Source organism: Enterococcus sp. (genome assembly GCF_032555305.1).
Lineage (GTDB): Bacteria > Bacillota > Bacilli > Lactobacillales > Enterococcaceae > Enterococcus_A.
Window position 1 is genome coordinate 16,157 of the sequence record NZ_JAWGOQ010000016.1, and the last position, 25,416, is coordinate 41,572.

Genomic DNA, 25,416 nt, shown 5'->3' on the forward strand with positions numbered 1-25,416 from the left:
CAAATGGATTATCGAATGATCAAATCACCATCCAGAGGGACCTTAGAGATCATCACGAAACGGATGGGACTAAACCAAACGACTAAAGAGATCGATTTCAAGCAATTCGATGCGATTGGTCTGATCCAAGGGAAGCTGATCGATATGGTCTGTGCCGCAGATATGGCGGAAAAAGCAGCGGGTATCGTTGCAGTGGATGTCCGGGGAAGCTGTCCGCAAAACATGATCTTGCTGGCGCTTTTCGGCGATACGGCCTCAGTAGAAACAGCGATCGAGGATATCAAACAGAAAATGAAAAAAAGAGGCTGATGAGATGATAGCTGCCAAATTAGTAGACAATGTTTGGGCAACACGAAAAATAGATTCGTTGAACGGTCTGAAATTCATGCTGGCTGAACCAATCGGAAGTGAACAAGAAGCTCAGCGCTTCATCGTAGTTGATACTGTCGGCGCTGGAATCGGAGACCGTGTGATCGTCTCAAAAGGCTCAGCGGCAAGAAAAATCTTTGAAGAGAAAGAAGTACCAATTGATGCTGTAGTTATCGGCATCATTGATGAAGACTGCCACTTTTAAGAAACGGTGGGTGAAAAATGAAACAATTAGTTAGTATCGCGACGATTGAGAAAGTGATCGAAGCCAAGCAAACAGAATGCCGTGTAGACGGGAATGCAATCATCACAGCTGCAGCCGTAGATTTAGCTGAAGAAAATGGAATCAACATTATCAAAGAAGCTCATACTGTTGAGTCAATTGATCAAACGCAATTGCTTGATTCTCTGAAAGCACTGATGGGTAATCGAGACTTTATCCAAAGCATGATCAAAAGTTTGGAAGAACCGTACCGCTATGAGCTGGACAGCTCTGGCGCCAAACTGATCTACGGAGACAGTATTCAACTATTCTCGCAAGGCAACTGGAAAAAACAAACACTGTTTTCTAACATTTTCAGCGGACTGACGTTTGATTTTTTAGAAACAGCGAAGAAGAGATACCAGCATCACTTTGAGGTGGAGGAATTCATTCTTCTGCTGGAAGGACAAGCGACCTTCACGATGAATGGCAAGAAAGTCATCGCCAAAAAAGGCGACTACCTGCATTTTCCAAAGAACACTTCAATGGAGATATCCTTCGATGAGGTCTGCAAGCTTCTTACCATTCATCCAGAATAGCAAAGAAAGGATGTCAGTTCTGCTTTTCGCAGTTGATCAATTTTGAATGGTAGCAGCAGATGTATCCTCTACCTGAAGGATCAGATGCTTTGCAGAATGATATAAGGCTCGACAATCAAATTGATTTTTTTCAAAAATTAATTCATTTATAGGAGAAAGGAGCATACAGTGGACGCAATTGGATTTATTGAAACACGCGGATTGATTCCAGCAATTGAAGCAGCCGACGTCATGTTGAAATCTGCTCAGGTGGAATTAGTAGAACGCTCGCTCGTCGGCGGCGGGATCGTAACGATCACCGTTACTGGAGATGTTGGTGCGGTGAAGTCAGCTGTTGATGCGGGTGCATCAGCGACTCAAAACTTTGGCAGTGAAGCACTGCTGAGTCAACACATCATTCCAAGACCGAGTGATCAAGTATCAGAAGTTTTATTTACAGAAAAAGAAACACCAACTGTTTCGAATGACCTAGAAGAAGCTGAAGACAAAGTTCAGCCGAACCTTGAGTTAGAAAAAGCAGCAGCTCCGACACAAGAAGTAAAAGCTGAACCTTCTGAAGTCGAGGCTCCACCAGTCAAGTCAGAACCGACGATCAAGGAAGACTACAAGGAATTGAACGTCAAGGAACTGAGAAAGCTGGCGAAAAAATACAACAATCTAGGAATGACAGATGAAGAGCTGCAAACAGCAACTAGAGCGGTTCTTCGTGAACATTTTGAGAAATATACCAAAGAATAGAAAGTGAGGGAATGCTTTGGAAGAATGCCAATATGATCGCGACCTTCAATCGATCCAAGAGGCACGTACGCTCGCTCGAAAAGGCAAGATAGCCCAAGAACAGCTAGCTACTTACGATGAAACTCAAATCGATAAAATCATCATCAACATGGTGAAAATCGCGAAAGAAAAAGCCGAAGAATTGGCGAAGATGGCAAACAGAGAAACCGGCTTCGGGAACGTTGCCGACAAGGTGTTCAAAAACCATCACGCATCAACAACGCTTTACGAGTCGATCAAAGATATGAAGACGGTCGGGATCATAAAGAATGACCAGCAAAATAAAATAATGGAGATAGCTGAACCGATGGGATTACTGATGGGGATTATCCCGTCAACCAATCCAACATCTACAGTGATTTACAAAGCGATTATTTCTATTAAATCACGAAATGGAATTGTTATTTCTCCTCACCCATCTGCATTGAAATGCACGATGGAGGCGACTCGCTTAATGAACGAAGCGGCCGTTGCTGCTGGGGCACCAGATAATATTATCACTTGTATCTCCAAACCTTCCATGAAGGCGACGGATGAATTGATGCGCAGCGAAGAGATTGCTTTAATTATTGCTACCGGCGGATCTGCGATGGTGAAATCAGCCTATAGTGTCGGAAAACCTGCACTGGGTGTTGGACCAGGAAATGTGCCGGCCTATATCGAAAGAACCGCAGACATCAAAAAAGCAGTCAAGAATATTCTGGCTAGTAAAACCTTTGATTATGGAACGATCTGCGCTTCTGAGCAGGCTATTATCGTTGAAAAATGTATCGAACCGCAAGTCGTTGCCGAATTCCAACGTCAGGGAGGCTACTTCATGACACCGGAGGAAACAGAGAGGGTAGCGAAAATATTGTTTGTCAAGGGCCATGCGATGAACGCGCGATTCGTAGGAAGAGAAGCGCGAATCATTGCTTCAGCGGCGAATGTTAAGGTCCCAGATGGCACAAAGGTACTGATCGGCAGACAAAGCGGGGTTGGCGAAGGTCATCCGTTATCTTACGAAAAGCTGACAACTGTTTTAGGATTTTACTCAGTTGAGGACTGGCAAGAGGCCTGCGAGTTAAGTATTAAACTGATCAATAATGGGGGGATCGGTCACAGCTTCTCGATGCATACCGAAAATCCAGAGATCGTCATGAAGTTTGCGGCAAAACCTGTCTTTCGAATCTTAGTGAATACCGGATCTACCCAAGGCGGGGTCGGAGTCACTACAGCGATCTCACCAGCCTTCACCCTCGGCTGCGGAACTTGGGGTGGAAGTGCTACTTCCGACAACGTGACACCTGAGCACTTAATTAATATCAAACGAGTTGCCTACGGTATTAAAGAAATCGACAGTATCGTAGCTGTACCAGAAAAAGGTTCAGAAACCACTCAGGATGATATGCAGCAGCTGCTGACTGGTTTAATGGATTTGTTAAAGCAAAACGGAGACCTTTGATATGAGTGATTACAAAGACTTAGTCAATATGTTTATAAATGTGTTGAACGAAGACAACGAGTACTCGTCTATTCCGCTTGGGATTTCCAATCGTCACATTCATTTGTCACAAAAAGATGTAGAAGTTTTGTTCGGAAAAGGCTATGAGCTGACTCGTTTGAAGGATTTATCTCAGCCTGGTCAATATGCTTGTAAAGAAACAGTTATGATCGCTGGACCCAAAGGTGTAATTGAAAAAGTTAGAGTTCTAGGACCAGTAAGAGCGGAGACCCAAGTTGAAATACTCAGCGGAGATTGCTTCAAGCTGGGGATCAAAGCACCGGTACGTCAATCAGGAGATATCGAAAACACACCAGGTTTGACCATCATCGGCAGTAAAGGAACTGTCGTTCTGGAAAAAGGGGCGATCATTGCGCAGCGCCATATTCATATGACTCCGCATGATGCACAACATTTCCAGGTATCGGACAATCAGATCGTCCAATTAGAATTGAAGGGTCCGCGAGGTGGAATTTACGGCAATGTCGTCGTACGCGTCAGCGAGAGCTTTCAGCTGGAATGTCATTTAGATACAGAAGAAGCAAATGCAATGGGATTAACTTCGAAATCCGAAGTATTAATAATCAGATAAAACTTAGGAGGAACTATTTATGAAATCAGAAGCATTAGGACTTATCGAAACAAAAGGATTAGTTGGATCAATTGAAGCAGCAGACGCAATGGTGAAAGCAGCAAATGTTGTCTTGATCGGAAAAGAATTTGTCGGCGGCGGACTAGTAACAGTAATGGTTCGTGGTGATGTCGGTGCAGTAAAAGCAGCAACGGATGCAGGTGCTGCAGCAGCACAACGAATCGGTGAGTTAGTCTCTGTTCACGTGATTCCACGTCCTCATACAGATGTAGAGAATATTTTACCTGCCCAAAAAGCATAATAATAATGATGATAAGGCTGAAACAATGATTACTATGAAAGTTGTTTCAGCCTTAAAAAAAAGAATTTTTTTTATATGTTTTTATGTATATAATTATGAATTAAGAACATGTATTATTCTTGCTCGAAATGGCATTCATGCATTTTTTAAAACAGTTGTTTTTTTGTTGAAGTATTCCCCAGTTTACGAAATAAAGTTGGTACGATTAAGGTGGTACTTGATATTATGAACAAAACAGAAAACCCTTTGAAAAAGCTGGTAGATCAAAGACTATATGGTCGTTATGGAAGTGTCATACCAATCTCCAATATTTCCCTTATCTTAGTTGATAATACGGGGAAGATTTTGATGGAATTCAATCCGGAACCTGAATTTTGCAAACTCGTTTGTAAGAAAGAAGAAGGAAATGTTTGCGACTATTGTTTAGGACGTTTGAAAAATGACTTGGAGCATCGATACATTTGCGAATATGGCTTAGAAAATATTTATATGCCTATCGTCGTGGGCAAAGAAACGCTAGGTTATGTGATTGGTGTACAGGCATTTTCTACAGAAACTGAATATAAAAAATATCTATTGGACGTTCCTAGTTTGAGCAAAGAGACAGGTGTCAGCAAAGAAAAAATCGCGAAGGCACTTTCAATGCTGGGAACGGTAGACGAGAAGGAGATTCGGATCTATGAGCAGATTTGCGGCCATGTTTCCAGCAATATAGCATTAGATGTCGAGGAAAGGATATTGAACAATCATACTGATGTTGAACGCCTTTCCATTGAGAAAGAAATCCTAGAGAAGAAAATTCTTGATTTGGAAACAAAGAATGATTCATTAGTAATCAATCCGCATTTTCTATTCAATACATTGAACTCAATTGCTCGAACCGCATATTTTGAGAATTCCCATACAACAGAGGAATTGATCTACTGTCTTTCAGATATTTTACGTTATACCCTAAAATCGGAGAACCAATTACACACGATCGAGGCTGAGCTGGATTACATTAATAAGTATCTGTATATTCAGAAGGTCCGCTTTAAGGATCGCTTGAATTTTGAAATAAATATCTCAGAAGAATTGCTGCCGCAGCATATTTTGAATATGACGTTGCAGCCAATCGTAGAGAATGCGCTTATACATGGTATCACCCCTAAGAGAGACGGGGGCATGGTCAAAATTTATTCAGATAACGAGTGTGAGGACACTATTATTTATGTAGAAGATGACGGGAATGGTTTCCCACAACGAGTATTGACAGCTATACGTGAAAATGGAACCATCAATCAAACGAACAGTTTAGGATTTAAAAGTACAGATCGTCGCCTGAAGCAGTATTTTGGCGGCGAATATGGTTTGTTTATTAAGAAATCAGATTACAGCGGAAGTATTGTTGGAATAAAGTTTCCTAGAAATTAGGTGAAAAATGATGAATCGAATTTTAATTGTTGAAGACGAAGAATTGGAAAGAAACTTTTTGCAATCGTTAATTGAGACAAAGATTACAGAGGATTGCCTTGTTTGGAGCTGTGCGACAGGTACTCAAGCGGTGGAATTGGCACAAAAGCATCGTCCGAATATCCTATTCCTAGATATCCTCATTCCAGAAAAAGATGGGTTAACTGTCCTAAAAGAGGTTCGCGCCTTCCTGCCAGAAGCCACGGTGGTTATCCTTTCGGCTTTTTCTGATTTTTCTTATGCTCAACAGGCGATTGATTATAAGGTATTCAAGTATCTGTTGAAGCCAGTAAAACCGAGAGAAATCGAAGAGGTAGTCCAGCAGGTTGTCGATCAACAGAAAAAGGTAGTAGAGGATGTAACAGAAACTCCAGTGGACGAAAAATGTGAAGAAACACTAGGTTTCGTTCGAGAAGCCGTTCGTTTTATTCAAAAGAATTATCGGGAAAAGCTGACACTTGAGATGGTTTCGGCTCATGTGTATATGAACCCGCAGTATTTTAGTCGCGTGTTTAAAAAGCGAATTGGTGTCTCATATACGGATTATGTCAATAACTTACGCATCCAGCATGCTTGCAAATTACTAGAAACATCGGATTTTCCATCCTATCGTATTTCTAATGAGTGCGGGTTCAATGATCCATCTTATTTCAACCGGGTTTTCTTTAAGCAAATGAAGACGACCCCAAATAAATATCGTAAGCTGTCCCATCAACAATATTCCTAATGAAAAAAAATGATTCTAGATCACAGTCAAGTCAGATATTATTCTCAAAACCGAGAATGATATCTGCTTTTTAGTTACTGCCTTTCAACATCCTATTAGTGAAGCGTTCTAAAAACTGGCATGACAGGAAGATATTTGCATATCTTTGTCATGCCAGTCTTTCATCTGTTTTACTTATTTAAGCGCCATTTTTGAGGTAAATATTTATTGATAGTATTGAGGCCTTCTTCATTGATGACGTAATCAATGACTAGTTGACCTTTTTCGTCAATCTCGTAGGTGTCCTCATCAATCAACCCGTTTTCTTTCAAAGACAGCAGGTGGTCAAGAAAGTTTGCATAAGTGAACTGTCTTTCAGAGCCGTATTCTGCTTTTAAGCCTTCCATCACAGTATTAATATTATTTTTTCTGTCCTGATTACTTCCAATATAGTGCAAAACTCGTGAACGAATTGGCAATAGCATCGATTAATCCTCCTTCTTTCTGATAAAGTCTAACGGATTCACCGATACGATGATCGCGCCTGTGGTAATAACGATCGCTCCAATGATCATCATAGGGCTCAATGAGCTGCGTAAGAAAATCACCGAGAAGATTACTCCCCATAGGACATAGGTACTGTTAATCGACATACCAGTCGCAACGCCGACTTTACTGTTAGCGACGTACCAAGCAAGAAAAGAACCGGCAGCGAACAATGCGCCTAAAGCAATAATCAAAACTAGATTTGGCGCAGCAAGTACATCTACAAATAGTCCTAAAGATTTGAAGATAGGTAAAACAACAATCATAAAGACCAGACCTGAAACGCCTTGGCGGATCGTGATTGCGATGTTTGAATCAATCATTGACATACCAAAAGCTGAAAATACGCCTTCCATACCCCAGCCGATTGCAGCTATAAAGGCACATATAATACCAAAGATAAAGTTATTGCCGGCTGATCCGCCGCCATCCATTGAGATCATGATCGCACCAGCGATACAAATTACCATGCCACCAGCGACGCGTTTAGAAATATCCTGTTTTAAAAATAATTTTGCAAAAATCGCGCCGAACATTGGGAACAATGCAGAAATTGGAATGGCTGCCGTACCAGCGGAAGCGATCCCGATTAGGTACGCACCATTGGCAATAGGACCACCGAACAAGGCACCTAAGATGACCATTAAACCAGGGAAAATCGCTAAACTGCGGCCGATTTCTTTGAATCTTCCTTTAATGATGTTGAACAAAACTAGCCAAATTGCTGCGATAGTATCGTTTAATGCGGATGCCACAAATGGTGCTGCAAAAAGTCCAGCAGCTCCCAATAGCGGTTCCTTCATCATTGCATAAGCTGATACTGTGCTGTATAAACCGAAAGCAATGGCAGAGATAAAGCCCGCTGCCAAGCCTTGTCTAGTAAAGGTGGCTGTCATTTTTTGTTTCATTGAAAATGCGGGTGATGCTTTCTTCTTCAATCTTTCTTCCATTCAATTCACCTCAAAATCAATAGTTAGTGTTTTACGATGTCGAACAAGTAAACGCATACAAGATTCATCGTGAAAACATCTACAAAATAATTATAAGGCAGAATAGATTTCACGTATTATACATTTGAAACTTTATTCTGGTAAAAAGAATAGGTATTTCATAGCGAATAGTAAAATTATTACTTTTCTGGATTATCATTTAAACTACTCGGCACCTATTGGACTATTATTTAGAAATGAGTTAATTGAATACATCTGATAAGTCAATCAGTAGCAAGATTAAGTAACTTTGTATAGAAGTGAATATCAAATGTTAAAATAGGTTCGACTTTTTCATTCTGATATTTTATAGATTATTGAAATATCTTGCTATCATTGAAGGCATATGATCGGAATTCTAAGAATAGAGCAGACGCATTTCATCCAGATTTTCTCTTCACCTTGCTACGTCATATTTAATTGAGTATACTGTTTAAATGATATTTACGTTTGAATTGATTTCTAGACAGATTAATTTGTCTCTATACATAAGTAGATTAAGCACAGATATACAGATTTTTGTTAAGAATCATCAAAAACTCATCAGATAGAGAAAGGGTATATACATGGAACGAATGAAAGAATTACTCGCAGAAAAATTTGGTTATACTCATTTTCGAAAAGGGCAAGAGGAGATTATTCAAAAAATTTTACATAAAGAAAATGTCTTGGGCATCATGCCAACGGGTGGAGGAAAATCCATCTGCTATCAATTACCGGCATTGGTTCTGGAAGGCTTGACTTTAGTAATTTCACCTTTGATCTCTTTAATGAAGGACCAAGTAGACAGCTTGAATGAAGTTGGTATTCCAGCAGCTTTTATAAATAGTACGTTGTCAACCCTGGAAATGAATGAACGGGTCAGAAAAGCCGCGCGCGGCGAAATCAAATTGTTATATGTTGCCCCAGAACGTTTGGAATCTGCGGACTTTCGGGAATTGTTACGCTATGTGCCGATTGAACTTTTGGCTGTTGATGAAGCCCATTGTATCTCTCAATGGGGACATGATTTTCGTCCCAGCTATTTAAGGCTAGCGGAAACGATTCAAAATTTTAACCAGCAGCCAACGATCATCGCCTTGACGGCCACTGCGACACCGCAGGTTGCGGATGATATTTCCCGTTTGCTGAATATTCCAAAAGGAAACGAGATCAAAACTGGTTTTGCTCGAGAAAACCTGGCGTTTCAAGTGATCAAGGATCAAAAGGATTTGTATTTACTGGAATATTTGAAGCTAAATAAGGGACAATCTGGGATTATTTACGCGTCCACTCGGAAAGAAGTGGAGCGTTTGTATCATCTACTGGATCATCATGAATTCTCCGTTGGGAAATACCATGGTGGACTGAATGATAGTGAACGTCAGAAGAATCAAGAGGATTTTCTTTTTGATCGAATCGAGGTAATGATTGCGACAAATGCTTTCGGTATGGGGATCAATAAGAGTAACGTTCGTTTCGTTATTCACGCTCAAATTCCAGGAAATCTAGAATCTTATTACCAAGAAGCTGGTCGTGCTGGTCGTGACGGGCTGCCAAGTGAAGCAGTGTTGCTTTATGCTCCGCAGGATCTTCAGGTGCAAAAGTTTTTTATTGAACAATCACAATCGGAGACGACTTATCAGCAAAATGAATATACGAAGCTGAGAGAAATGAACCAGTATGCCCATACACAAATGTGTTTGCAACGCTTCATTTTGAAGTATTTTGGAGAAGACCAGCCAGATTGTGGCAAATGCAGTAACTGCTTGGATGAGCGGGAGCAGGTCGATATCACCACCGATACGCAAAAGGTCTTATCATGCGTGAAGAGGATGGGAGAAAAATTTGGTAAAGCGTTGGTTGCAAAGGTTTTAACTGGATCAAATGATCAGAAAATTAAGCAATGGCGTTTTGAACAGCTACCGACCTATGGATTAATGAAGGAGTATTCGCAAAAAGAAGTATCTGGTTTGATTGATTACCTGACTGCCGAACACTATTTGGTCCCGTCAGAAGGACAATATCCTTTGTTATCTGTTTCTGAACAGGGCATTTCTGTTCTGTTAGGCAAGCAGGAGGTTTATCGTAAGCAAGCACCCGTTAAACAATTGGTCGCGGATGACGAGCTGTTTGAAAAGATGCGCAGTTTACGCTCGCAGCTGGCACAAGAAAAAAATCTGCCGCCATATGTCATTTTCTCGGATAAGACATTGACCGAGTTGGCTGAGAAGCAGCCACAAACATCGCTGGAGTTTTTACAGATCAAGGGTGTCGGAAAAAGTAAGCTAGATAATTACGGCGAACAATTTTTAGCTCTTTTAAAAAAAGAAAACTAATCAATCCAATTTTAAAAGCATTGACTGCTCACTTCAAAGTAAGCAGTCAATGCTTTTTTGATTATCAGTTTGTCTCAAAGATTTGAGGAACGATCGCATCAAGCCTCAACACCTCATCTTCAGAAAGAACCTTTCCATCCTTTCGCCAAATGTTGATCCGTCGATGTTCCTTTTCAAGGGCGTAATTCTCTGTCACATACTTAGCACGCGGATCATTCAAAAACTTTTTTATGAATTGTGCCCGCAGTTGACTAAGCGTTAGACCGTGTTCTCCTTGTTTAAAAAATGGTGATTCGTAATGGTAAACGCGTTGGTCATTTGAAACCGTTCCTCGCATAATAATCTCCTTCGATCCGTTTATTACCTCTATTTTAACAGTGAATCATAGGATAAAAAATAGCTTTTTGAAAGTTAATAAGAAAATTAGCTAATACCTTTTTTGGCTAAAATAAATTAATTAATTGAATCAAAATATTAAAGATAAGGCTGGATAAATGTTTGATAATCTGAAACTAAACAATTAGGATAAACAAAGTTCTTTTGAATATCCTTTGTTGATCAAAGCTTCCTTAATCCATCCTTCTATTTGATAGACAAGTATAAAAATAGATACAACCAATTTACAAAGAAAAACGGTCGGAAATATCTCTAATTCTAAAGGAAAATTAGGTGTGTGCGCATCCAGCAAGAAATAACTAGCTAAGAACAGTCAAAACACATATGCTGAGAAGCAGTTTCCATATGTCACCATTTCTCTTTAATTGAGTAACTAGTAAATTCAGAAAATGCCAAAATAATAAAACGACTAAAAAACTGGTTAGGCTCTTTTGGCATCCATTTTAAGTAAAAGCAATTCCTAATCTCGTAGAACAATACTTATGTTTCCCCTAACAGTAAAAATGACTATGTTAACTGGCTGATACTGATACTCTAAAATGGGCAATACAAAATGGAATCAACTAAGAGTTAAAAAATGGTCAAGAGTGTATTTCCTGCTAACCGTATCCCGACACCTCAAAATAACCTTCTTTATCTGGTTACTTCCCCGTATAATAATAGAAAAGGTTTAGGGGGCAGACAGGAGGTAGTAATGAAAAAGATTATAATTTTGGAAGATGATGCGGTTTTAAGCGATGGAATCAAGCTGGCGTTAGATCAAGGTAAGACACTTTTCTTTCAATGCAAAAAAATAATTGAAGCAAAGCATATACTGAATGACCGGCCGATTGATTTGATCTTGCTTGATTTAAATTTGCCAGACGGGCATGGAATGGATTTTTTAAAGGAAATTCGTCAAAAGAGCAAGGTTCCAATTATTATCATAACCGCGAATGATTTGGAATCCGATATCATTCTCGGATTAGAGGCTGGTGCCAATGATTATTTGGTCAAGCCCTTCAGTTTAATGATTCTTCGTGCTAGAGTGGCCGTTCAATTGAGACAAAATACTCCAGAACGCAGATTTATAATCGATGACATGCTCTTTGATTTTGATTCAATGGAGTTCCGGATTGCGGGAGCATTGATTGAGTTGAGTAAGACAGAACAACGATTGCTACATCTGCTTTTAAACAATCGTGGGGCCACTTTGAAACGTGGTTATTTAATTGACAAAGTCTGGTCTGGCGAGAGCGATTTTGTGGATGAGCACGCATTGACAGTCGTTATTCAGCGGCTGCGAAAAAAAATCGGTGATGATCCAAGTCAACCTAGGTATATAAAAACTGTTTATGGCATGGGCTATAGTTGGGGGTGAAATATTGGAATGGCAAGTCCTTATGGCATTCATATTGGGTGCTTTCTGTTGCGGCGGTATTTTTTTTATAATCTTTCAACAAAAACAAAAAAAGAGACTTAGGGAGCTCCAAGAAATGGTGGACTCCGCAGCAAAGGGTCAGTTAAAAATAACCAGCTATGAAGAAACTAAGATGTCCTCTTTGGAAAATGATTTATACAATTACTTAACAAGCACGTTAGTGACAGCTGAGAGTCTCACGGATCAAAAGCGAGTAATTCAAAGATTGATCTCCGATATTTCGCATCAATGTGTAACACCGATCGCCAATGTCATGCTTTATACGCAATTATTAGAGGAGAAAAATTTAGAAGATTCAGCTGAGATTCAGTTGATCTCCCAACAAACAAAAAAGTTAGATTTTTTAATAAAATCGTTAGTCAAAATGTCTCGACTGGAAACAGGAACGATCGTACCGGTTCCAAAGAAACAGCCACTAGCGCCTTTATTGCTGTCGATGCAGGAACAATTTCGACTTAATCTGTTGAGTAAAGAGTTGAAATTAACAATAGTTGTTTCAGAAGAGATGGCAGTTTATGATCGAAAATGGACCTTAGAGGCTCTGGCTAACATCGTAGACAATGCAATTAAGTATAGTCCAAAGGGCGGTACTATTCGCATCGCTGTCGATAGCTCTTATATGTTTAATAAGATTATCGTGCAGGATCAGGGCAGAGGAATTCCGGAGAATGAGCAAAGTAAAATCTTCCAGCGTTTTTATCGTTGTGAAGATTCAGCTGATCAACCTGGGATAGGCGTTGGCCTATCTCTCACCAGACAGATTATCGAAGCACAGGGTGGATATATAAAAGTCGCTTCGTCTGTTGGTAAGGGCAGCTCATTTTCGCTTTGCCTTCCAGCTGAATAGAATCTATCAAAACTGATACTTTTCTGAAACAACCTAGAGACATTTTATTGCTATAGTTTGGATTGTAGAGATACGATGCAAACTTTTTTCTAGGAGGTAGGAAAAATGAAAATAATCCAAACAGTTGGGGTTGAAAAAACATTCACTCAAGGCGGGGCGCAGGTACAAGCGTTAAAAGGAGTTGACCTGACTATTAATCGCGGCGAATTTTTGGCAATAGTTGGAACAAGCGGAAGCGGAAAATCTACACTGCTACATATCCTTGGAGGTTTGGATCAACCGACAAAAGGTCAGGTGATCGTTCACAATACGAATATTGAAAAGCTGAGTGATGAAGCTTTGACGATCTTTAGAAGGAGGAATATTGGTTTTGTTTTTCAAAAATACAACTTGGTTCCCATGTTATCCGTTTGGGAAAATATCGTTGTACCGATTTTATTAGACGGAAAAACAATTGACCAAGCATATATCAACCAACTGCTAGAGCTTTTAAGATTAAAGGAAAAAGTCAACAGTCATCCTAATGAGCTGTCAGGTGGACAACAACAGCGTGTCGCGATTGCAAGAGCTTTAGCCACTAAGCCAGTAATCATCTTCGCAGATGAGCCAACAGGTAACCTAGACTCTAAAACGAGTCAAGATGTGCTGGGGCTGCTGAAGATCACAAGTAAAAAGTTTAAACAAACGATGGTCGTTATTACTCATGATGATGAGGTCGCTCAAATGGCTGATCGGATTGTTCGTCTTGAAGACGGTGCTCTAGTGTAGGAGGTAGTCAGATGGATAAAATCGAGACAAAAAACACCTTGCTGGGACTGACTATACGATTTATTAAGGAATATCGCAAAAATACCTTCGCACTGGTTTTCAGCATTTCATTAGCAATTATGTTGATCTTTAGTATGCTGACATTGCTTCATACGAACCATCGAGTAACAGCTAAGCAGAATCTATTCATTTATACAGCGATTGATTACGAAATCAGAGATTTGAATTCTGCACAAGCGAATCAATTGAAGCAAAATACTGATATTCAACATCTAGGATTCGCGAAAAACTTAGGCAGTATCCAAACTAAAGAATCCCAAAGAGGCACACTGCGTGCTTCGAATGAGGATGATATGCTTGCAGTAGCTAAATTATTGAAAGGAAGGATGCCGAAAAATCAGCAAGAAATCGTCGCGGAAAAATGGGCTTTGTTAAATCTCGGAATCAATCCAGTCATTGGTCAGGAACTAACTATTCCCATTAGATATAATCATTCCCCAGATAAGGTGTCCACTAAAAACTTCAAGCTTGTTGGATTGATCAGCGATCAGGCGCTTAATAAACGAGCGGCAGCAATTACCTTATACACATGGCTGGACACAAATCAAATAAAAGGAAATGATTTAATTGCCGGAGTTACCTTTACTAAGAATAGCAAGCAAAAAATAGTAAAACTAAAAAAGCAATTACACCTTAGTGATAAGCAGGTTCGACAAAACGTTTGGCAAGAGGATTCAGACAAACTAATGTTGCTGGACTTTCAAATGAGTCTGCTGCTGATTATTATTTGTTCAGTTGTCATCTACGGGATTCATCGGATCGCTTTATTAGTCCGAAAAGATCAATTTGGGATTTTACGTGCCTTGGGTTTGACGAAAATTCAAATCAAAAAAATGCTTCTTTTAGAATTAAGCGGATTGACATTGTTATCTTTACCGATTGGAGCTGCTGGGGGATATTTTTGTTCCTATTTAATTACGCTGCTTTCCAAAGATCCCAATATCAACATTTATTTCTGGGGAAAGGCAGACCGCTTTGATCTGATCATTCCGATTCTGCCAATCGTTATCTGTCTCATTGTGTTCTTTCTAGCGATTTTGATCGTTGGAAATATTGGTGCTGATAGAGTTAATGCAGGGTCAATAACTGAAACGATTTTTGGAGAGAGAGGTGATAGCGGTTCAAGCATCAAACTTTTTCAGTTAAAAGAGCAGCCCGGCAAGTTGAAAATTTATCAGCAGCTTGGACTAAAGTATGTTTTTAGAGAGAGCAAAACTTCGCTCTTCATTATTTTGTCTTTAGCTCTAGCTTCAACACTGTTTATCGGTTTGCTATATCATGCGATCCTAGCCAAAGAAAATCAAGCGATCAAGCGAGCAACGAACTTTTACAATAGTGATTATTTGTTGACGACCTATGATGATTTAGATCCACGTGCGGGAATCAGTTCGAATACTTATGCAAAGATCAAAACAATCGCAGGAGTCAAGGAACTAGAAACACAAAGTGCTTTCCCAGTAAAAGTTGTTGATTCCGGTGTCGCCCGCAATGACCGCTATTTAGAAGAAAAAAATGAATCTGTTCTACAAAATTACGGCTTTTCATTGATAGGAAAACTAAACAATCAATCGGTGTATCACACGAAGTTGAAAGGTTATAATTTAAACGCCTTAAAAAAATTGAAAAATTATTTGAAAGCTGGTGATTTTGAACCAGAAAATCTCGCAGCGAATGAAGTGATTTTAGCGATGCCGACAACCAGTACCTACGGACAATCCAAAGGTTCTGTGGGCTATTTCAAAAATGGAAAATCATTGATGGATTATCAAATAGGTGAGGAACTTATTGTAAATTATGTCGCTGATTTTGAAATGACTAGTGAAAACTATTGGAAGATGGGTATAGATAGCCGTCATTATTCTAAAAAGAAACTAAAAATTGCTGCAATTGCCTATTACCCATATATGCCGTTGGTCTCACTCATAGAACAAGGCTATCCTATGTTAATCATGAGTGATTCAGCCTATCGGAAAATCGTTCCAGATTATTGTTATGAAACAGTTAATATGAATGCGACTATTGGGCTTTCAAGAAATCAACAAAACGTGATCGAAGAACAGCTCATTCGATTAGCTGTAAAAAATCAGCAAGTCACGGCTAGAAGTATGATTGACGAAAAAGAGCAGCTATCATCAATTTATCACAAAGAAATGGTGTACGTCATTGGAATCGCACTAGTCGTTTTAGTACTGGTAATGATTAACTTAATCAATAACTTGAAGTATCGTATTGAGACTCGAAGGCAAGAACTCTATCTACTTAAAGCTCTCGGTTTATCCTATCGAAACCTGAAGAAGATGATTATTCTTGAAAATTCTATTTTCGTAGCGACGTCTGTTGGAGTATCAGTATTAATGTCAATTATTGTCACTAAGCTTCAGTATCAATATTCTCAAATTTATTTGCTGGGAAAGGTGTTTAATTATCCGGTACGTCAGGTGATTGGATTGAATTTTTGTATCTTTTGTATATGCTATTTAATTAGTCTTTTTTTAGCAAAAGGTCTTCGAAATAGCAATATTATGGAAGAATTTAGCAAAGTAGATTAATCGCTAAGCTATTAGTGACCTGTTTTCGCATTAAATCGAAGGCAGGTCATATTCTTTATTAACGGCCAGTTCATTAAAAAAAGACTTTCAAAGTATAAAGTTTTAACGGGAAAAACTTTACATTTTGAAAGTCTGAGATTTTTTTGCGACTAATCATCTCTAATCGTCGTGATCTTAAAAATGAATGCCTGGGAGAAGGTTTGAAATTTCTCAACCAGTCGCTTTTCAACGCTTAAGATCCGAATGTGCCAAGCTTGAAAAAGTGTTTTGATTTTAACATGTTTATAAAATTGCACACGAATGAAATCCATCAGCAAAACAGTGATCCCACCCGCAAATCCGCAATTGTATAAATTTATTCCAGCAGTTAAATATTGCGTGTTTCTAGTGATTAAGCTAAAAATTCCACCAGCAAGTGTCCCAGTTAGCAATCCGTATTTACGTGTCATAGGTGAAAGTGTGCTAGAAAACAGGATGATCACGATATTATTCGTCGTGGCGACATCTTGGTAAAAAAACATAGCAGTCAGAAAAACACCTAAAGCCGGGAAAAAGAAGTAGCGAAACTTGAAATTATACATACTAAAGCCGGCGAAGGTTAAGATCGCCCCTACTAAAATACCGCTTAAAGGAACGTTTAACACTAAGGTAAATGCCATAGCAAGATAGCCATACAAAGAAAAGCGGGCGATTTTTTTTAAATCTAAAAGTAAATGTTTGGATTGATCCATGTTTCTTCGACAGATGGACTGGAAAATGAGAAATGGGACAGTAAACAATACAAGTAAAAAATAAAGCAACGCGTGGTGATGTTCAAAGGAAAGAGCATGAGGCACGATTTTTATCGCTAGGACATTTCTTGTAGTCAAATTTCCAATGACACCAATAAAACCTGCAGAAAAGCCCATGTTATAAAGATTCAATTCTTTCGTGTGGACTTTCAAAAATTCGAAGATCGGCAAAATCGCATAGCCGATAATTAAGCCTGCTAGGAAAGCAAGGATGATGTTTGAAATGAAAAAATGATCTGGCGCACTGTAGATTGTGCTGACGATTGGCGAAAGGCAGGTACTCAAAAGTCCCATCACCAATAAATCCTGTCTACCAGAATGATGGATTCGCAAATACAGCAGACAGCCCAGAATAATCGGTGCTGAATTGACAATGTTTTTGCCAAAAAACGAAAAGCCGGAAAGCATCATGATCATTGAAACAGTGAGGGAACAAAAATGATGCTTATGCTTTCGCAAGAGAAACAGGCTGCTTAAAGTCAACAGACCGCTATTAAGAAAGGCAGCACCAACTCCAGCGATATGAACGTAATCAGTGATGAGATTACTGGGTGAGCTGATAATCCGCTGCATCCCACTGATCAGCTCTTGCGGACTCGCTAAAAAAAAGGCAGCAAATGTAATTGCTAGTCCATAAGACAATAAAAAAATGAAAATGATATTTGTCGAATGTAATGCTTGTTTCGTTTTTTTCAAAGATTCACACTCCTCTAAGTGACTTGAACGACGGTTACCCCCATATTTTGTATCTCAGTTAAAATATCTTCTGAGCCAAATTGATCCGTGATCAAATAATCAAAGGCAGAAATATCGGACATCTTAAACTTTGAAGTGACTCCGACTTTGCGATGATCTGCAACCAAGATCTTGGATCTAGTCGCACGTTTGATCATTATTTCGTTGATCGTTGCTTCATTCATAGTTTTGGTCGTGACGCCATTTTCTAAATCAATCCCACTGCAGCCAACGATACAAACATCAGCATTGATCGAAGAAAGTGTATTGATCGCAACATCGCCAACTAACGCTTCTTTGGGATAGCGCATTTCGCCGCCTGTCAATATATAATTGTAGCTGGCATTTTGTGGTGAATAATTGATTTTCAAATTATTCGTTATGACCGTTAAATGATCAACATGCAGGAAATCAACGGTCTTCAATGCTGTCGAACTGGAATTGATAAAAATCGTGTCGCCATCATGAATGAACTTACTGGCTTCCTGCGCAAGTATTTGTTTGATGCGAACAGGACCTGAATGTTCATCTTCTAGCTTGTTTTCATAATTGAACATACAATAGCCGAACTTACGAATGATATCATTTTTTTCCTCAAGTAAATGCAAGTCGCGGCGAATCGTACTAAGAGATACGTCCAATGCTTCAGCCAATTCTAAAGTGGTCATGTGCTCCTTTTTCTCTAAAATATCTAAGATGTCGTGATGACGTTTATCAATGTTCATGATTGAATTCTTCATTAAAAAACCTCCTATATAAAACGTTTACTAAACTCTAAAATAAAAGAAAACGGTTTTATATGATTTTATTATACATTTTTATTCGACCAATTGATATAAAAATCCATAAAAAAATCAATCAATCATATAAAAATCCTCAGATTTGTATCCGAGTTAAAAATGGTCTTGCTCTCTAAAAAAGATACCCTTTCTAAAGATATGAATGATAAGATTGAAAGTGAACATTCTCAAAGTACTCGGAGGGATACAAATGAAAATAATGATTATTGAAGATGAAGTAAAAATACGATCCGAGCTGACAATTTTACTGCAAAATTCGCTTTATGACGTTTCAAAGGTAGAAAAATTTGAGCGTGTGGAGGAACAGGTGAAAAAAACAGAGCCGGACTTGATTTTATTGGATATCCATTTACCTGGGCAGAGCGGTCATGAGCTATGCGCCGCGATTCGTCAAATGATGGATGTGCCGATTATCTTTTTAACAAGCGACAGCGATGTCATAAGTGAAACCAACAGCATGTTAATGGGTGGCGATGACTTCATAACCAAGCCTTATCATCCTTCGGTATTATTAGCACGTATTTCAGCGGTTCTGAAGCGCAGTGGGCGAAATCTTCAACCGAACGAAGCGATCTTAAAACATAAAGGAATATGCTTGGACACTCGAGCGTATAAAGTCCGAGCAAACGATAAAGAAGTAGAGCTGTCGAAAAACGAGTACAAACTGCTGCACTATCTCTTTCTCCACAAAGAAGAAATGATTCCCCGTTTGGATTTGATTGAATATCTGTGGGACAACGATGTTTTCATTGATGATAATGCCTTGAGTGTGACGGTGACGCGAATCAGAAGCCGTTTAAATGACATTGGCGTAAAGGATTTTATTGAAACGAAACGCGGAGTTGGATATAAGATTTAGTAGAAAGAGAGACTTCTATGAATTTCAGCGATTATTTAAAAGATTAGTGTTTATTGATCATTCTCAATTTCAGCGGCATCCTATTTTTGGGCCTCTATTTATTCGCTATCGGCAATAACGGGATCACTGTCTGTGTTCTGAGCTTTTTATGGCTGAGTATTTTTTGCGGCTGGTTCATTTCTGACTATCATCGCAGAAAAAAATATTTCACTAAGCTGTTTGAATTGCTGGATAATTTAGAGAAACCTTACTTGATCCAAGAGTTTATGGGGAAGACATGGAAATTGGAGGACAAGCTCTATCAGCGAATTTTAAGACTGTCCAATAAATCGGTGATTGAAAAGATCCAAATGTTGGAAGACCAGCAGCAGGAGTATCGGGAATTTATTGAAGGCTGGATTCACGAGGTGAAATTGCCGATCACTGGCATGCGACTAGTTACCTATAACGAAGGCAATGACCTGAAGCGAAAAGCAGAAGTGTACTTAACCGAAATGGATCAATTAGTGGATAAAGCGCTTTTTTATGCACGTTCTGACCAAGTCTATAAGGATTATTCCATCAAAGAAACCGACTTGCAGGCGATCTTAAATGAAACGATCAATAAAGCCAAGTATATTTTGATTCAAGAACAAATTAGTGTCCGTTCGTTGCAGCATCCGGTTTTTGTTCAAACGGATGGAAAATGGATCGAATTTATTCTCAGCCAGATCATTACAAATGCCATCAAGTATAAGAAATCAACAGGTGGAGAAATCTCTTTTCAGACTAGTGAAGTAACTAGTGGGATAAAATTATCTGTTCGTGATAATGGCATTGGGATTCCAGCCGATGAATTGAATCGGATTTTTGAAAAAGGCTTTACTGGAACGAATGGCCGCGCGCGGGAGAGGACGACGGGGATCGGGTTGTACTTATGTAAGAAGCTATGCCAGAAATTAGACCTGACAATCGGGGCCGAATCGGTAGAAAATGAGTTTACAGAAATCTATTTAATTTTCCCCGTAAATAGTTATCTTTCAAAACTGTAACTTTTCGGACACCTAAGATAATACAACTACTAACCGTAAATCTATAAACTGTTCTTAACAGTTAAGCAGTTTTATAGATGGGAGAGAAAATTATGCATCCACTTATTCAAGTCGAAAAAGTAGAAAAATATTACGGCAGCAAAGGAAACATTACCAAAGCTTTGGATCAGGTTGATTTTGAGATTGAGGCAGGAGAATTTACGGGGATCATGGGAGCTTCAGGCTCAGGGAAAAGCACGCTATTAAATGTTCTTTCAACGATCGATCTGGTGACAGCCGGCCATGTGTATTTTGACGGTTCAGATATCAGCACCTTAAATGAAAATCAAGTCGCTGAGTTTCGTAAAAAAAATATCGGCTTCGTATTTCAAGATTTTAACTTATTGGATACATTGACGATTGAGGAAAACATTACCTTGGCGATGAGTTTGCAGGAGCACTCAAAGAAAAAGATCGTTGGGCGTGTCGATGAATTATTAATACAGCTTGGGATTGATGAGATCCGTGACAAATTTCCATACGAAGTATCAGGTGGACAAAAGCAGCGTTGTGCTTGTGCGCGGGCGATTGCTAACCAGCCAATGGTGATTATGGCCGATGAACCAACCGGGGCTTTGGATTCAAAGTCAGCCCAAACATTATTGGAAACGTTTGTTACGATGAATGAAAAATTAAATTCGACAATTTTAATGGTCACTCACGACGCCTTTTCAGCCAGCTATTGCAAACGGATCTTATTCCTCAAAGATGGACAGATATTCCACGAATTGATTCGCGGTGAAAAATCGCGCCGGGATTTTCTAAATAGTATTTTAGATGTCTTGTCAGTGTTTGGTGGAGGTGGAGGCAATGTTTAAAACCCTCATCCTTAGAAACGCCAAGCGCTCAGTAAAGGATTATCTGATTTACATCGTTACCATGACGATCATTGCCACTCTGATGTTTTCCTTTCACGGTATGATTTTTTCGAAAGATTTGCGCGCCTTGTTTTCAGAAATGACGGTTTTTGCGGTCTTGATTGGAACAGCTTCCTTCTTTATTATCGGGATCGTGATTTGGCTAGTAAAATACATCGTCAATTTTATGATGGAAAAGCGCAGCAAGGAATTCGGGACTTACTTACTGTTAGGAATGACTAAGAAACAAATCATTCGGCTTTTTCGCAGAGAGAATTATCTTCTAGGGCTGATTTCGACACTTTTAGGCATTCTTCCCGGGTTTTTGTTCCAATTACTCTTCGTGAATGTGTTCTATTCTGTTTTAGAAACAGACTATCAGATTTCACCAGACTTCAACTGGCAATCGATTGCAATAAGCTTCGGTGTGTTAGCGATTGCCTATTTCTTTGCATTAGGCAGCATCAAACGAAAAATGAAAAAAATGACGATCCGTGATTTTATTACGATGGATCAAAAAAATGAAAATATCATTCATGAGAAAAGTTCACGAAAAGGCATTTTTCTATTCCTCTCGATCGTCTACATTCTTTTCTTCAATTATATGATATTGTCTTCAAGCTTAACACTCTATCTTGGAATCGCTTGTTCCTTTATTTTGGTTGTCGCCATCTATCTTTTGTATTTTGGCTTGTCGGCATTTTTTGTTCGCTTCATTCAAAAGAAAAGACCGAGTATCTATAAGAATGAAACGATCTTTGTCTTGCGGCAATTATCCTCTAAAATCAAAACAATGCGCTTCACGATGGGAACCTTGACCATTCTTTTTACGGGTGCATTGCTGAGCTGGATGGTCGTAATGATGTTTGCTGATTTCCAACGAACCCAAGTAAAACAAGAAATGCCATTTGATATTGCGGTATTCAGTGCAAAGACCAAAGATTCGTTTGAAAAACAGCTTACTACGATTTCTGAGGATGCGAAGATAAAAGAGTCTTTTCAGTATTCCATCTATCAGAATCAGACTTCAGCTTTAAATGATTACCTTTACGATCATGTCGACAGTACTTACAAAGGAAAAGAAGTTGACGGAAGGTGGGGTGACAGCACTTATTTTCGCTATGACACATATATAAGCTTGAGTGACTACAATCATTTGCGAAAAATGCTTGGTTATCCTCAAGCATCCATAAAAGAAGGACACTATATTCTTCATGGAAAAAAACGACTGGACAAACAGTGGAATAATGTTGATAAAGAGGTCACTATTTCAGTTGCTGAAAAAAGGCTGAAGCTGCAAAAAATCAACACTGAGCCGTTTGCCCAAAATGGGATAAATGGAGCAGATTATTTGATCGTTGTTCCAGATAACCAAGCGAGCCAAATGAAAGCCTATTTTAGTTTGTTAGTGGTTGACTTAGCAACAGCCGCTCCAATGGATTTGCAAGAAAAACTTGATAAGCAAGATAAAAGTTTTACTGAAGATGATAAATATGGGGACTTGTATACGATGGCGTACGGAAATGGCAGTAATCAAATCGTTACTGCATCAGGAACTGTTTTGGTAAGGGACTATCTAATAAATCAAGCCAGTTTTGCGGTTGTTTCAATTTGTTTCATGATGGCCTATTTGGGAATTGTTTTCATATGTGCCGCATTGACTATTTTAGCGGTTCAACAATTAAGCGACTCCACGAAACATCGCAAAAGATATCAAATCCTGCAGCAGCTAGGCTTAAGTAAACGAGAAACAGAGCGAGTCGTGTTGAAACAACTCAGTCTCTTCTATCTTTGTCCATTAGTCATTTCAATTATTTTGAGTATTTCGATCGGATTATTCGCGGGTGAGCGTTTTGTTTATTATACGGGCGTTCCAGCAACTCCGGTGAAATTTTACGGAATCGCTTTGCTGGTATTTCTAATTATCTATTTAGGCTATTTCATAGCTACGTATATCGGCTTTACACGGAATTTAGAGGAAAGAAATTAAGCGAAAACATCATCGTGTTGATCCTAGGGTTAATTCAATGATGTTTTTTCAGTCGTGCTTTTCGCAGTTTATTATTGTGAAATTATCTTTAATAAATATGATGAGAAATTTTAGTTAAATAAGTTTAGCACGGTGATATGTGTTAACTATAAAAATAGGTCTCAAGGCCTATATTAACATTTTGACTTCATGATAGAATATAGGTAACAAGTTACCTATTGGGAATAGAATGTCGGAGTGATGCAAATGAATATCGAAAGTTTAACTGAAGCCTATAAAACAGGACGGGATAATCAGCAACGAGCCATTTTCGCTAGTTTGTTCATTTTGGGGAACAGGCTGCAAACCTCCTTTGATAAGGTAGATCCTTTTGTGACGGTAAAGCAATTCATGGTATTGATCATGATCAAGCAAGTTCCAGAAAAAGTTTTGGATTTAACTAGCTGTGGAGAGTTGTTAGGCTGTTCAAGACAAAATGTAAAAAAACTTGCTTCTGCATTAGAAAAAAAGGGGTTGATCACAATCAGCCGCAATCAAAAGGATAAGAGAAGAAGCGACTTATCAATGACTATGGAAGGTGAGCGCTATTTTCAATCAGTTGCTAAATTGCATAGCAAGGCACTCGGCTCAATTTTTGAAGGCTATTCAGATGATGAACTTGCGAGCTTTTTTACAATTTTAATGAAAATGTACGCAGGGGTAGAAAGGCTGGAAGCTATAGAGGTCGAAGAACAGGGAGGAAAACAGGATGAATAGTTTCGTACTATACGCAACCAAAAAAGGAAGTTCCGAGATTTACGCCAAAGAATTTGCACGAAAAAAGAACTATCGATTACTTAAACGGGAGCAGGCTTCTACAGAAGATATTGCTGGCAGCGACAAGATCTATTATTTTGGCAGTGTCTATGCTGGAAAAGTACTGGGTCTAGAGAAACTAAAAAGGGAGTTCCCCAATAATAATCTCACGGTTTTTCCGGTTGGTTTGTCATCGAACAATGATCAGGAAAAATTAGCTGAAATTCAGGATAATATCATGAGTGTGTTTCCTCAAGCAGAGATTATTCATTTGCGAGGACGTTTGATCAAGGAACAATTGAGTCTGCCAGAAAAGCTGATCATAAAAATGATCAGCAAAGCCAGTAAAAAGAAAGCCACAGAGGACAAATTAGATATTGAAAAAGCCATCGAACAGGCTGTCGATAATGGAAGCGTTGATTGTATTGATTTAGCTGTATTAGAAGATATTCATTAATATCAGAAAAAAGGAGCGAGGAATGGAATGGGAAAGAGAATAATTATTATTTTGATCGTCATAGTGCTACTTGTTGTGATCGTGAAAGTCGGAGCCGGTATATTGACAAAAAGTACTCTGAAGAAAGCAAAAGTCAATGAAGTGAATATAGCACAAGTGGCAGATGGTGAGTATGAGGGAAATGCGCAAATCAACCCGGTCTCGGCGAAGGTCAATGTTAGAGTCGAACTTGGGAAGATAACAGATATTGAAATCAAAGATCACATGACAGGTTTAGGAAAGAATGGCGAGAAAATCATCGATCAAATCATCAACAAGCAAAGTTTGGATGTTGATGCCATCAGCGGCGCGACTCAGAGCAGCGTGACGATTACGAAAGCCGTTGAGGATGCTTTGACAAAAGAAGATTAATATTCTGCTTCATTTTTTAATCGATTGAATTTAATTATTTTACTAGCTATAATAGACTTATCAAATGAGAAAGTAGTCGATTGATATGTTCTATATCATTTACAATAAAGTATGCATTGAAATTTGCTCCGCACAATCTAATACGATGAAACATTGTACGGAGCCTAATTTCATAAATCTTCATCAATCATAGAGTGTCGTCAGAAATAGGTTTATCTCTGGCTTATTCTCTATGTTTATAAGATTTTAAGGCCATTGACAGTGTTTTTGTCAATGG

Annotated in this window: 26 protein-coding genes; 21 read left to right on the forward strand and 5 right to left on the reverse strand. The window is 38.9% G+C overall.

From position 1 onward, the window contains the following. Window positions 1-3: 3 nt before the first annotated feature. The 9 genes from E6139_RS12605 (at window position 4) to E6139_RS12645 (ending at window position 6,502) form a co-directional block, all read left to right on the forward strand. A complete protein-coding gene (locus tag E6139_RS12605) occupies window positions 4-309 on the forward strand; it encodes a BMC domain-containing protein (RefSeq protein WP_316403423.1) in 306 nt (101 codons plus the stop codon). Between the two features lie 4 nt (window positions 310-313). Then, window positions 314-574 (forward strand): EutN/CcmL family microcompartment protein, encoded by a 261-nt coding sequence (locus E6139_RS12610; protein WP_316403424.1) that lies wholly within the window; start codon window positions 314-316, stop codon window positions 572-574. A gap of 17 nt (window positions 575-591) precedes the next feature. Beyond that, window positions 592-1,170: a cupin domain-containing protein gene (locus tag E6139_RS12615; RefSeq protein WP_316403425.1), complete on the forward strand. Its 579-nt coding sequence runs from the start codon at window positions 592-594 to the stop codon at window positions 1,168-1,170. A gap of 168 nt (window positions 1,171-1,338) precedes the next feature. Then, window positions 1,339-1,908, forward strand: coding sequence for a BMC domain-containing protein (locus E6139_RS12620; protein ID WP_316403426.1), 570 nt, complete (start codon window positions 1,339-1,341; stop codon window positions 1,906-1,908). Window positions 1,909-1,924: 16 nt separating this feature from the next. Next, window positions 1,925-3,391 (forward strand): acetaldehyde dehydrogenase (acetylating), encoded by a 1,467-nt coding sequence (locus tag E6139_RS12625; RefSeq protein WP_316403427.1) that lies wholly within the window; start codon window positions 1,925-1,927, stop codon window positions 3,389-3,391. 1 nt (window position 3,392) lies between these two features. After that, window positions 3,393-4,022 (forward strand): phosphate propanoyltransferase, encoded by a 630-nt coding sequence (pduL, locus tag E6139_RS12630; RefSeq protein WP_316403428.1) that lies wholly within the window; start codon window positions 3,393-3,395, stop codon window positions 4,020-4,022. Window positions 4,023-4,041: 19 nt separating this feature from the next. Then, a complete protein-coding gene (eutM, locus tag E6139_RS12635; protein WP_088932243.1) occupies window positions 4,042-4,323 on the forward strand; it encodes an ethanolamine utilization microcompartment protein EutM in 282 nt (93 codons plus the stop codon). A gap of 225 nt (window positions 4,324-4,548) precedes the next feature. Continuing rightward, window positions 4,549-5,736: a histidine kinase gene (locus E6139_RS12640; protein ID WP_316403429.1), complete on the forward strand. Its 1,188-nt coding sequence runs from the start codon at window positions 4,549-4,551 to the stop codon at window positions 5,734-5,736. A 10-nt stretch (window positions 5,737-5,746) separates the two neighbouring features. Next, window positions 5,747-6,502: a response regulator gene (locus tag E6139_RS12645; protein WP_316403430.1), complete on the forward strand. Its 756-nt coding sequence runs from the start codon at window positions 5,747-5,749 to the stop codon at window positions 6,500-6,502. A 170-nt stretch (window positions 6,503-6,672) separates the two neighbouring features. Here E6139_RS12645 and E6139_RS12650 read toward each other — a convergent pair whose 3' ends face one another. Continuing rightward, window positions 6,673-6,966, reverse strand: coding sequence for a hypothetical protein (locus E6139_RS12650; RefSeq protein ID WP_316403431.1), 294 nt, complete (start codon window positions 6,964-6,966; stop codon window positions 6,673-6,675). Between the two features lie 3 nt (window positions 6,967-6,969). Then, window positions 6,970-7,977, reverse strand: coding sequence for a DMT family transporter (locus E6139_RS12655; RefSeq protein WP_316403432.1), 1,008 nt, complete (start codon window positions 7,975-7,977; stop codon window positions 6,970-6,972). Between the two features lie 605 nt (window positions 7,978-8,582). On the opposite strand from E6139_RS12655, the gene recQ reads away from it, so the two are divergent. Continuing rightward, window positions 8,583-10,334, forward strand: coding sequence for a DNA helicase RecQ (gene recQ, locus E6139_RS12660; RefSeq protein WP_316403433.1), 1,752 nt, complete (start codon window positions 8,583-8,585; stop codon window positions 10,332-10,334). A 64-nt stretch (window positions 10,335-10,398) separates the two neighbouring features. On the opposite strand, the gene E6139_RS12665 is transcribed toward recQ, so the two are convergent. Further along, window positions 10,399-10,671, reverse strand: a complete 273-nt coding sequence (locus tag E6139_RS12665) for a hypothetical protein (protein WP_316403434.1) — start codon at window positions 10,669-10,671, stop codon at window positions 10,399-10,401. Between the two features lie 753 nt (window positions 10,672-11,424). On the opposite strand from E6139_RS12665, the gene E6139_RS12670 reads away from it, so the two are divergent. From E6139_RS12670 to E6139_RS12685, 4 genes are all read left to right on the forward strand, one after another. Further along, window positions 11,425-12,090, forward strand: coding sequence for a response regulator transcription factor (locus E6139_RS12670; RefSeq protein ID WP_316403435.1), 666 nt, complete (start codon window positions 11,425-11,427; stop codon window positions 12,088-12,090). A 115-nt stretch (window positions 12,091-12,205) separates the two neighbouring features. After that, on the forward strand, window positions 12,206-12,997 hold the full coding sequence (locus E6139_RS12675; RefSeq protein ID WP_316403436.1) for a HAMP domain-containing sensor histidine kinase: 792 nt from the start codon (window positions 12,206-12,208) through the stop codon (window positions 12,995-12,997). Between the two features lie 105 nt (window positions 12,998-13,102). After that, on the forward strand, window positions 13,103-13,765 hold the full coding sequence (locus E6139_RS12680; protein ID WP_316403437.1) for an ABC transporter ATP-binding protein: 663 nt from the start codon (window positions 13,103-13,105) through the stop codon (window positions 13,763-13,765). Between the two features lie 11 nt (window positions 13,766-13,776). Next, window positions 13,777-16,374: an ABC transporter permease gene (locus tag E6139_RS12685; RefSeq protein ID WP_316403438.1), complete on the forward strand. Its 2,598-nt coding sequence runs from the start codon at window positions 13,777-13,779 to the stop codon at window positions 16,372-16,374. 149 nt (window positions 16,375-16,523) lie between these two features. On the opposite strand, the gene E6139_RS12690 is transcribed toward E6139_RS12685, so the two are convergent. Beyond that, window positions 16,524-17,861, reverse strand: a complete 1,338-nt coding sequence (locus tag E6139_RS12690; protein ID WP_316403439.1) for a DUF1576 domain-containing protein — start codon at window positions 17,859-17,861, stop codon at window positions 16,524-16,526. Between the two features lie 14 nt (window positions 17,862-17,875). Continuing rightward, on the reverse strand, window positions 17,876-18,640 hold the full coding sequence (locus tag E6139_RS12695) for a DeoR/GlpR family DNA-binding transcription regulator (protein ID WP_316403440.1): 765 nt from the start codon (window positions 18,638-18,640) through the stop codon (window positions 17,876-17,878). 250 nt (window positions 18,641-18,890) lie between these two features. On the opposite strand from E6139_RS12695, the gene E6139_RS12700 reads away from it, so the two are divergent. The 7 genes from E6139_RS12700 (at window position 18,891) to E6139_RS12730 (ending at window position 25,139) form a co-directional block, all read left to right on the forward strand. Then, a complete protein-coding gene (locus tag E6139_RS12700; RefSeq protein ID WP_316403441.1) occupies window positions 18,891-19,559 on the forward strand; it encodes a response regulator transcription factor in 669 nt (222 codons plus the stop codon). A gap of 53 nt (window positions 19,560-19,612) precedes the next feature. Next, entirely contained in the window at window positions 19,613-20,590 is a 978-nt protein-coding gene (locus E6139_RS12705; protein WP_316403442.1) for a sensor histidine kinase, read from the forward strand. Between the two features lie 92 nt (window positions 20,591-20,682). Continuing rightward, window positions 20,683-21,447 carry an ABC transporter ATP-binding protein gene (locus E6139_RS12710; protein ID WP_316403443.1) on the forward strand — a complete coding sequence of 255 codons (765 nt, stop codon included), beginning with the start codon at window positions 20,683-20,685 and terminating at the stop codon, window positions 21,445-21,447. Further along, entirely contained in the window at window positions 21,440-23,476 is a 2,037-nt protein-coding gene (locus tag E6139_RS12715) for an ABC transporter permease (protein ID WP_316403444.1), read from the forward strand. The genes E6139_RS12710 and E6139_RS12715 overlap by 8 nt, the downstream gene beginning before the upstream one ends. A 246-nt stretch (window positions 23,477-23,722) precedes the next feature. After that, window positions 23,723-24,232, forward strand: a complete 510-nt coding sequence (locus E6139_RS12720) for a MarR family winged helix-turn-helix transcriptional regulator (protein ID WP_316403445.1) — start codon at window positions 23,723-23,725, stop codon at window positions 24,230-24,232. After that, entirely contained in the window at window positions 24,225-24,728 is a 504-nt protein-coding gene (locus E6139_RS12725) for a flavodoxin domain-containing protein (RefSeq protein WP_316403446.1), read from the forward strand. The genes E6139_RS12720 and E6139_RS12725 overlap by 8 nt, the downstream gene beginning before the upstream one ends. A gap of 27 nt (window positions 24,729-24,755) precedes the next feature. Next, a complete protein-coding gene (locus E6139_RS12730) occupies window positions 24,756-25,139 on the forward strand; it encodes an FMN-binding protein (RefSeq protein WP_316403447.1) in 384 nt (127 codons plus the stop codon). Window positions 25,140-25,416 lie beyond the last annotated feature (277 nt).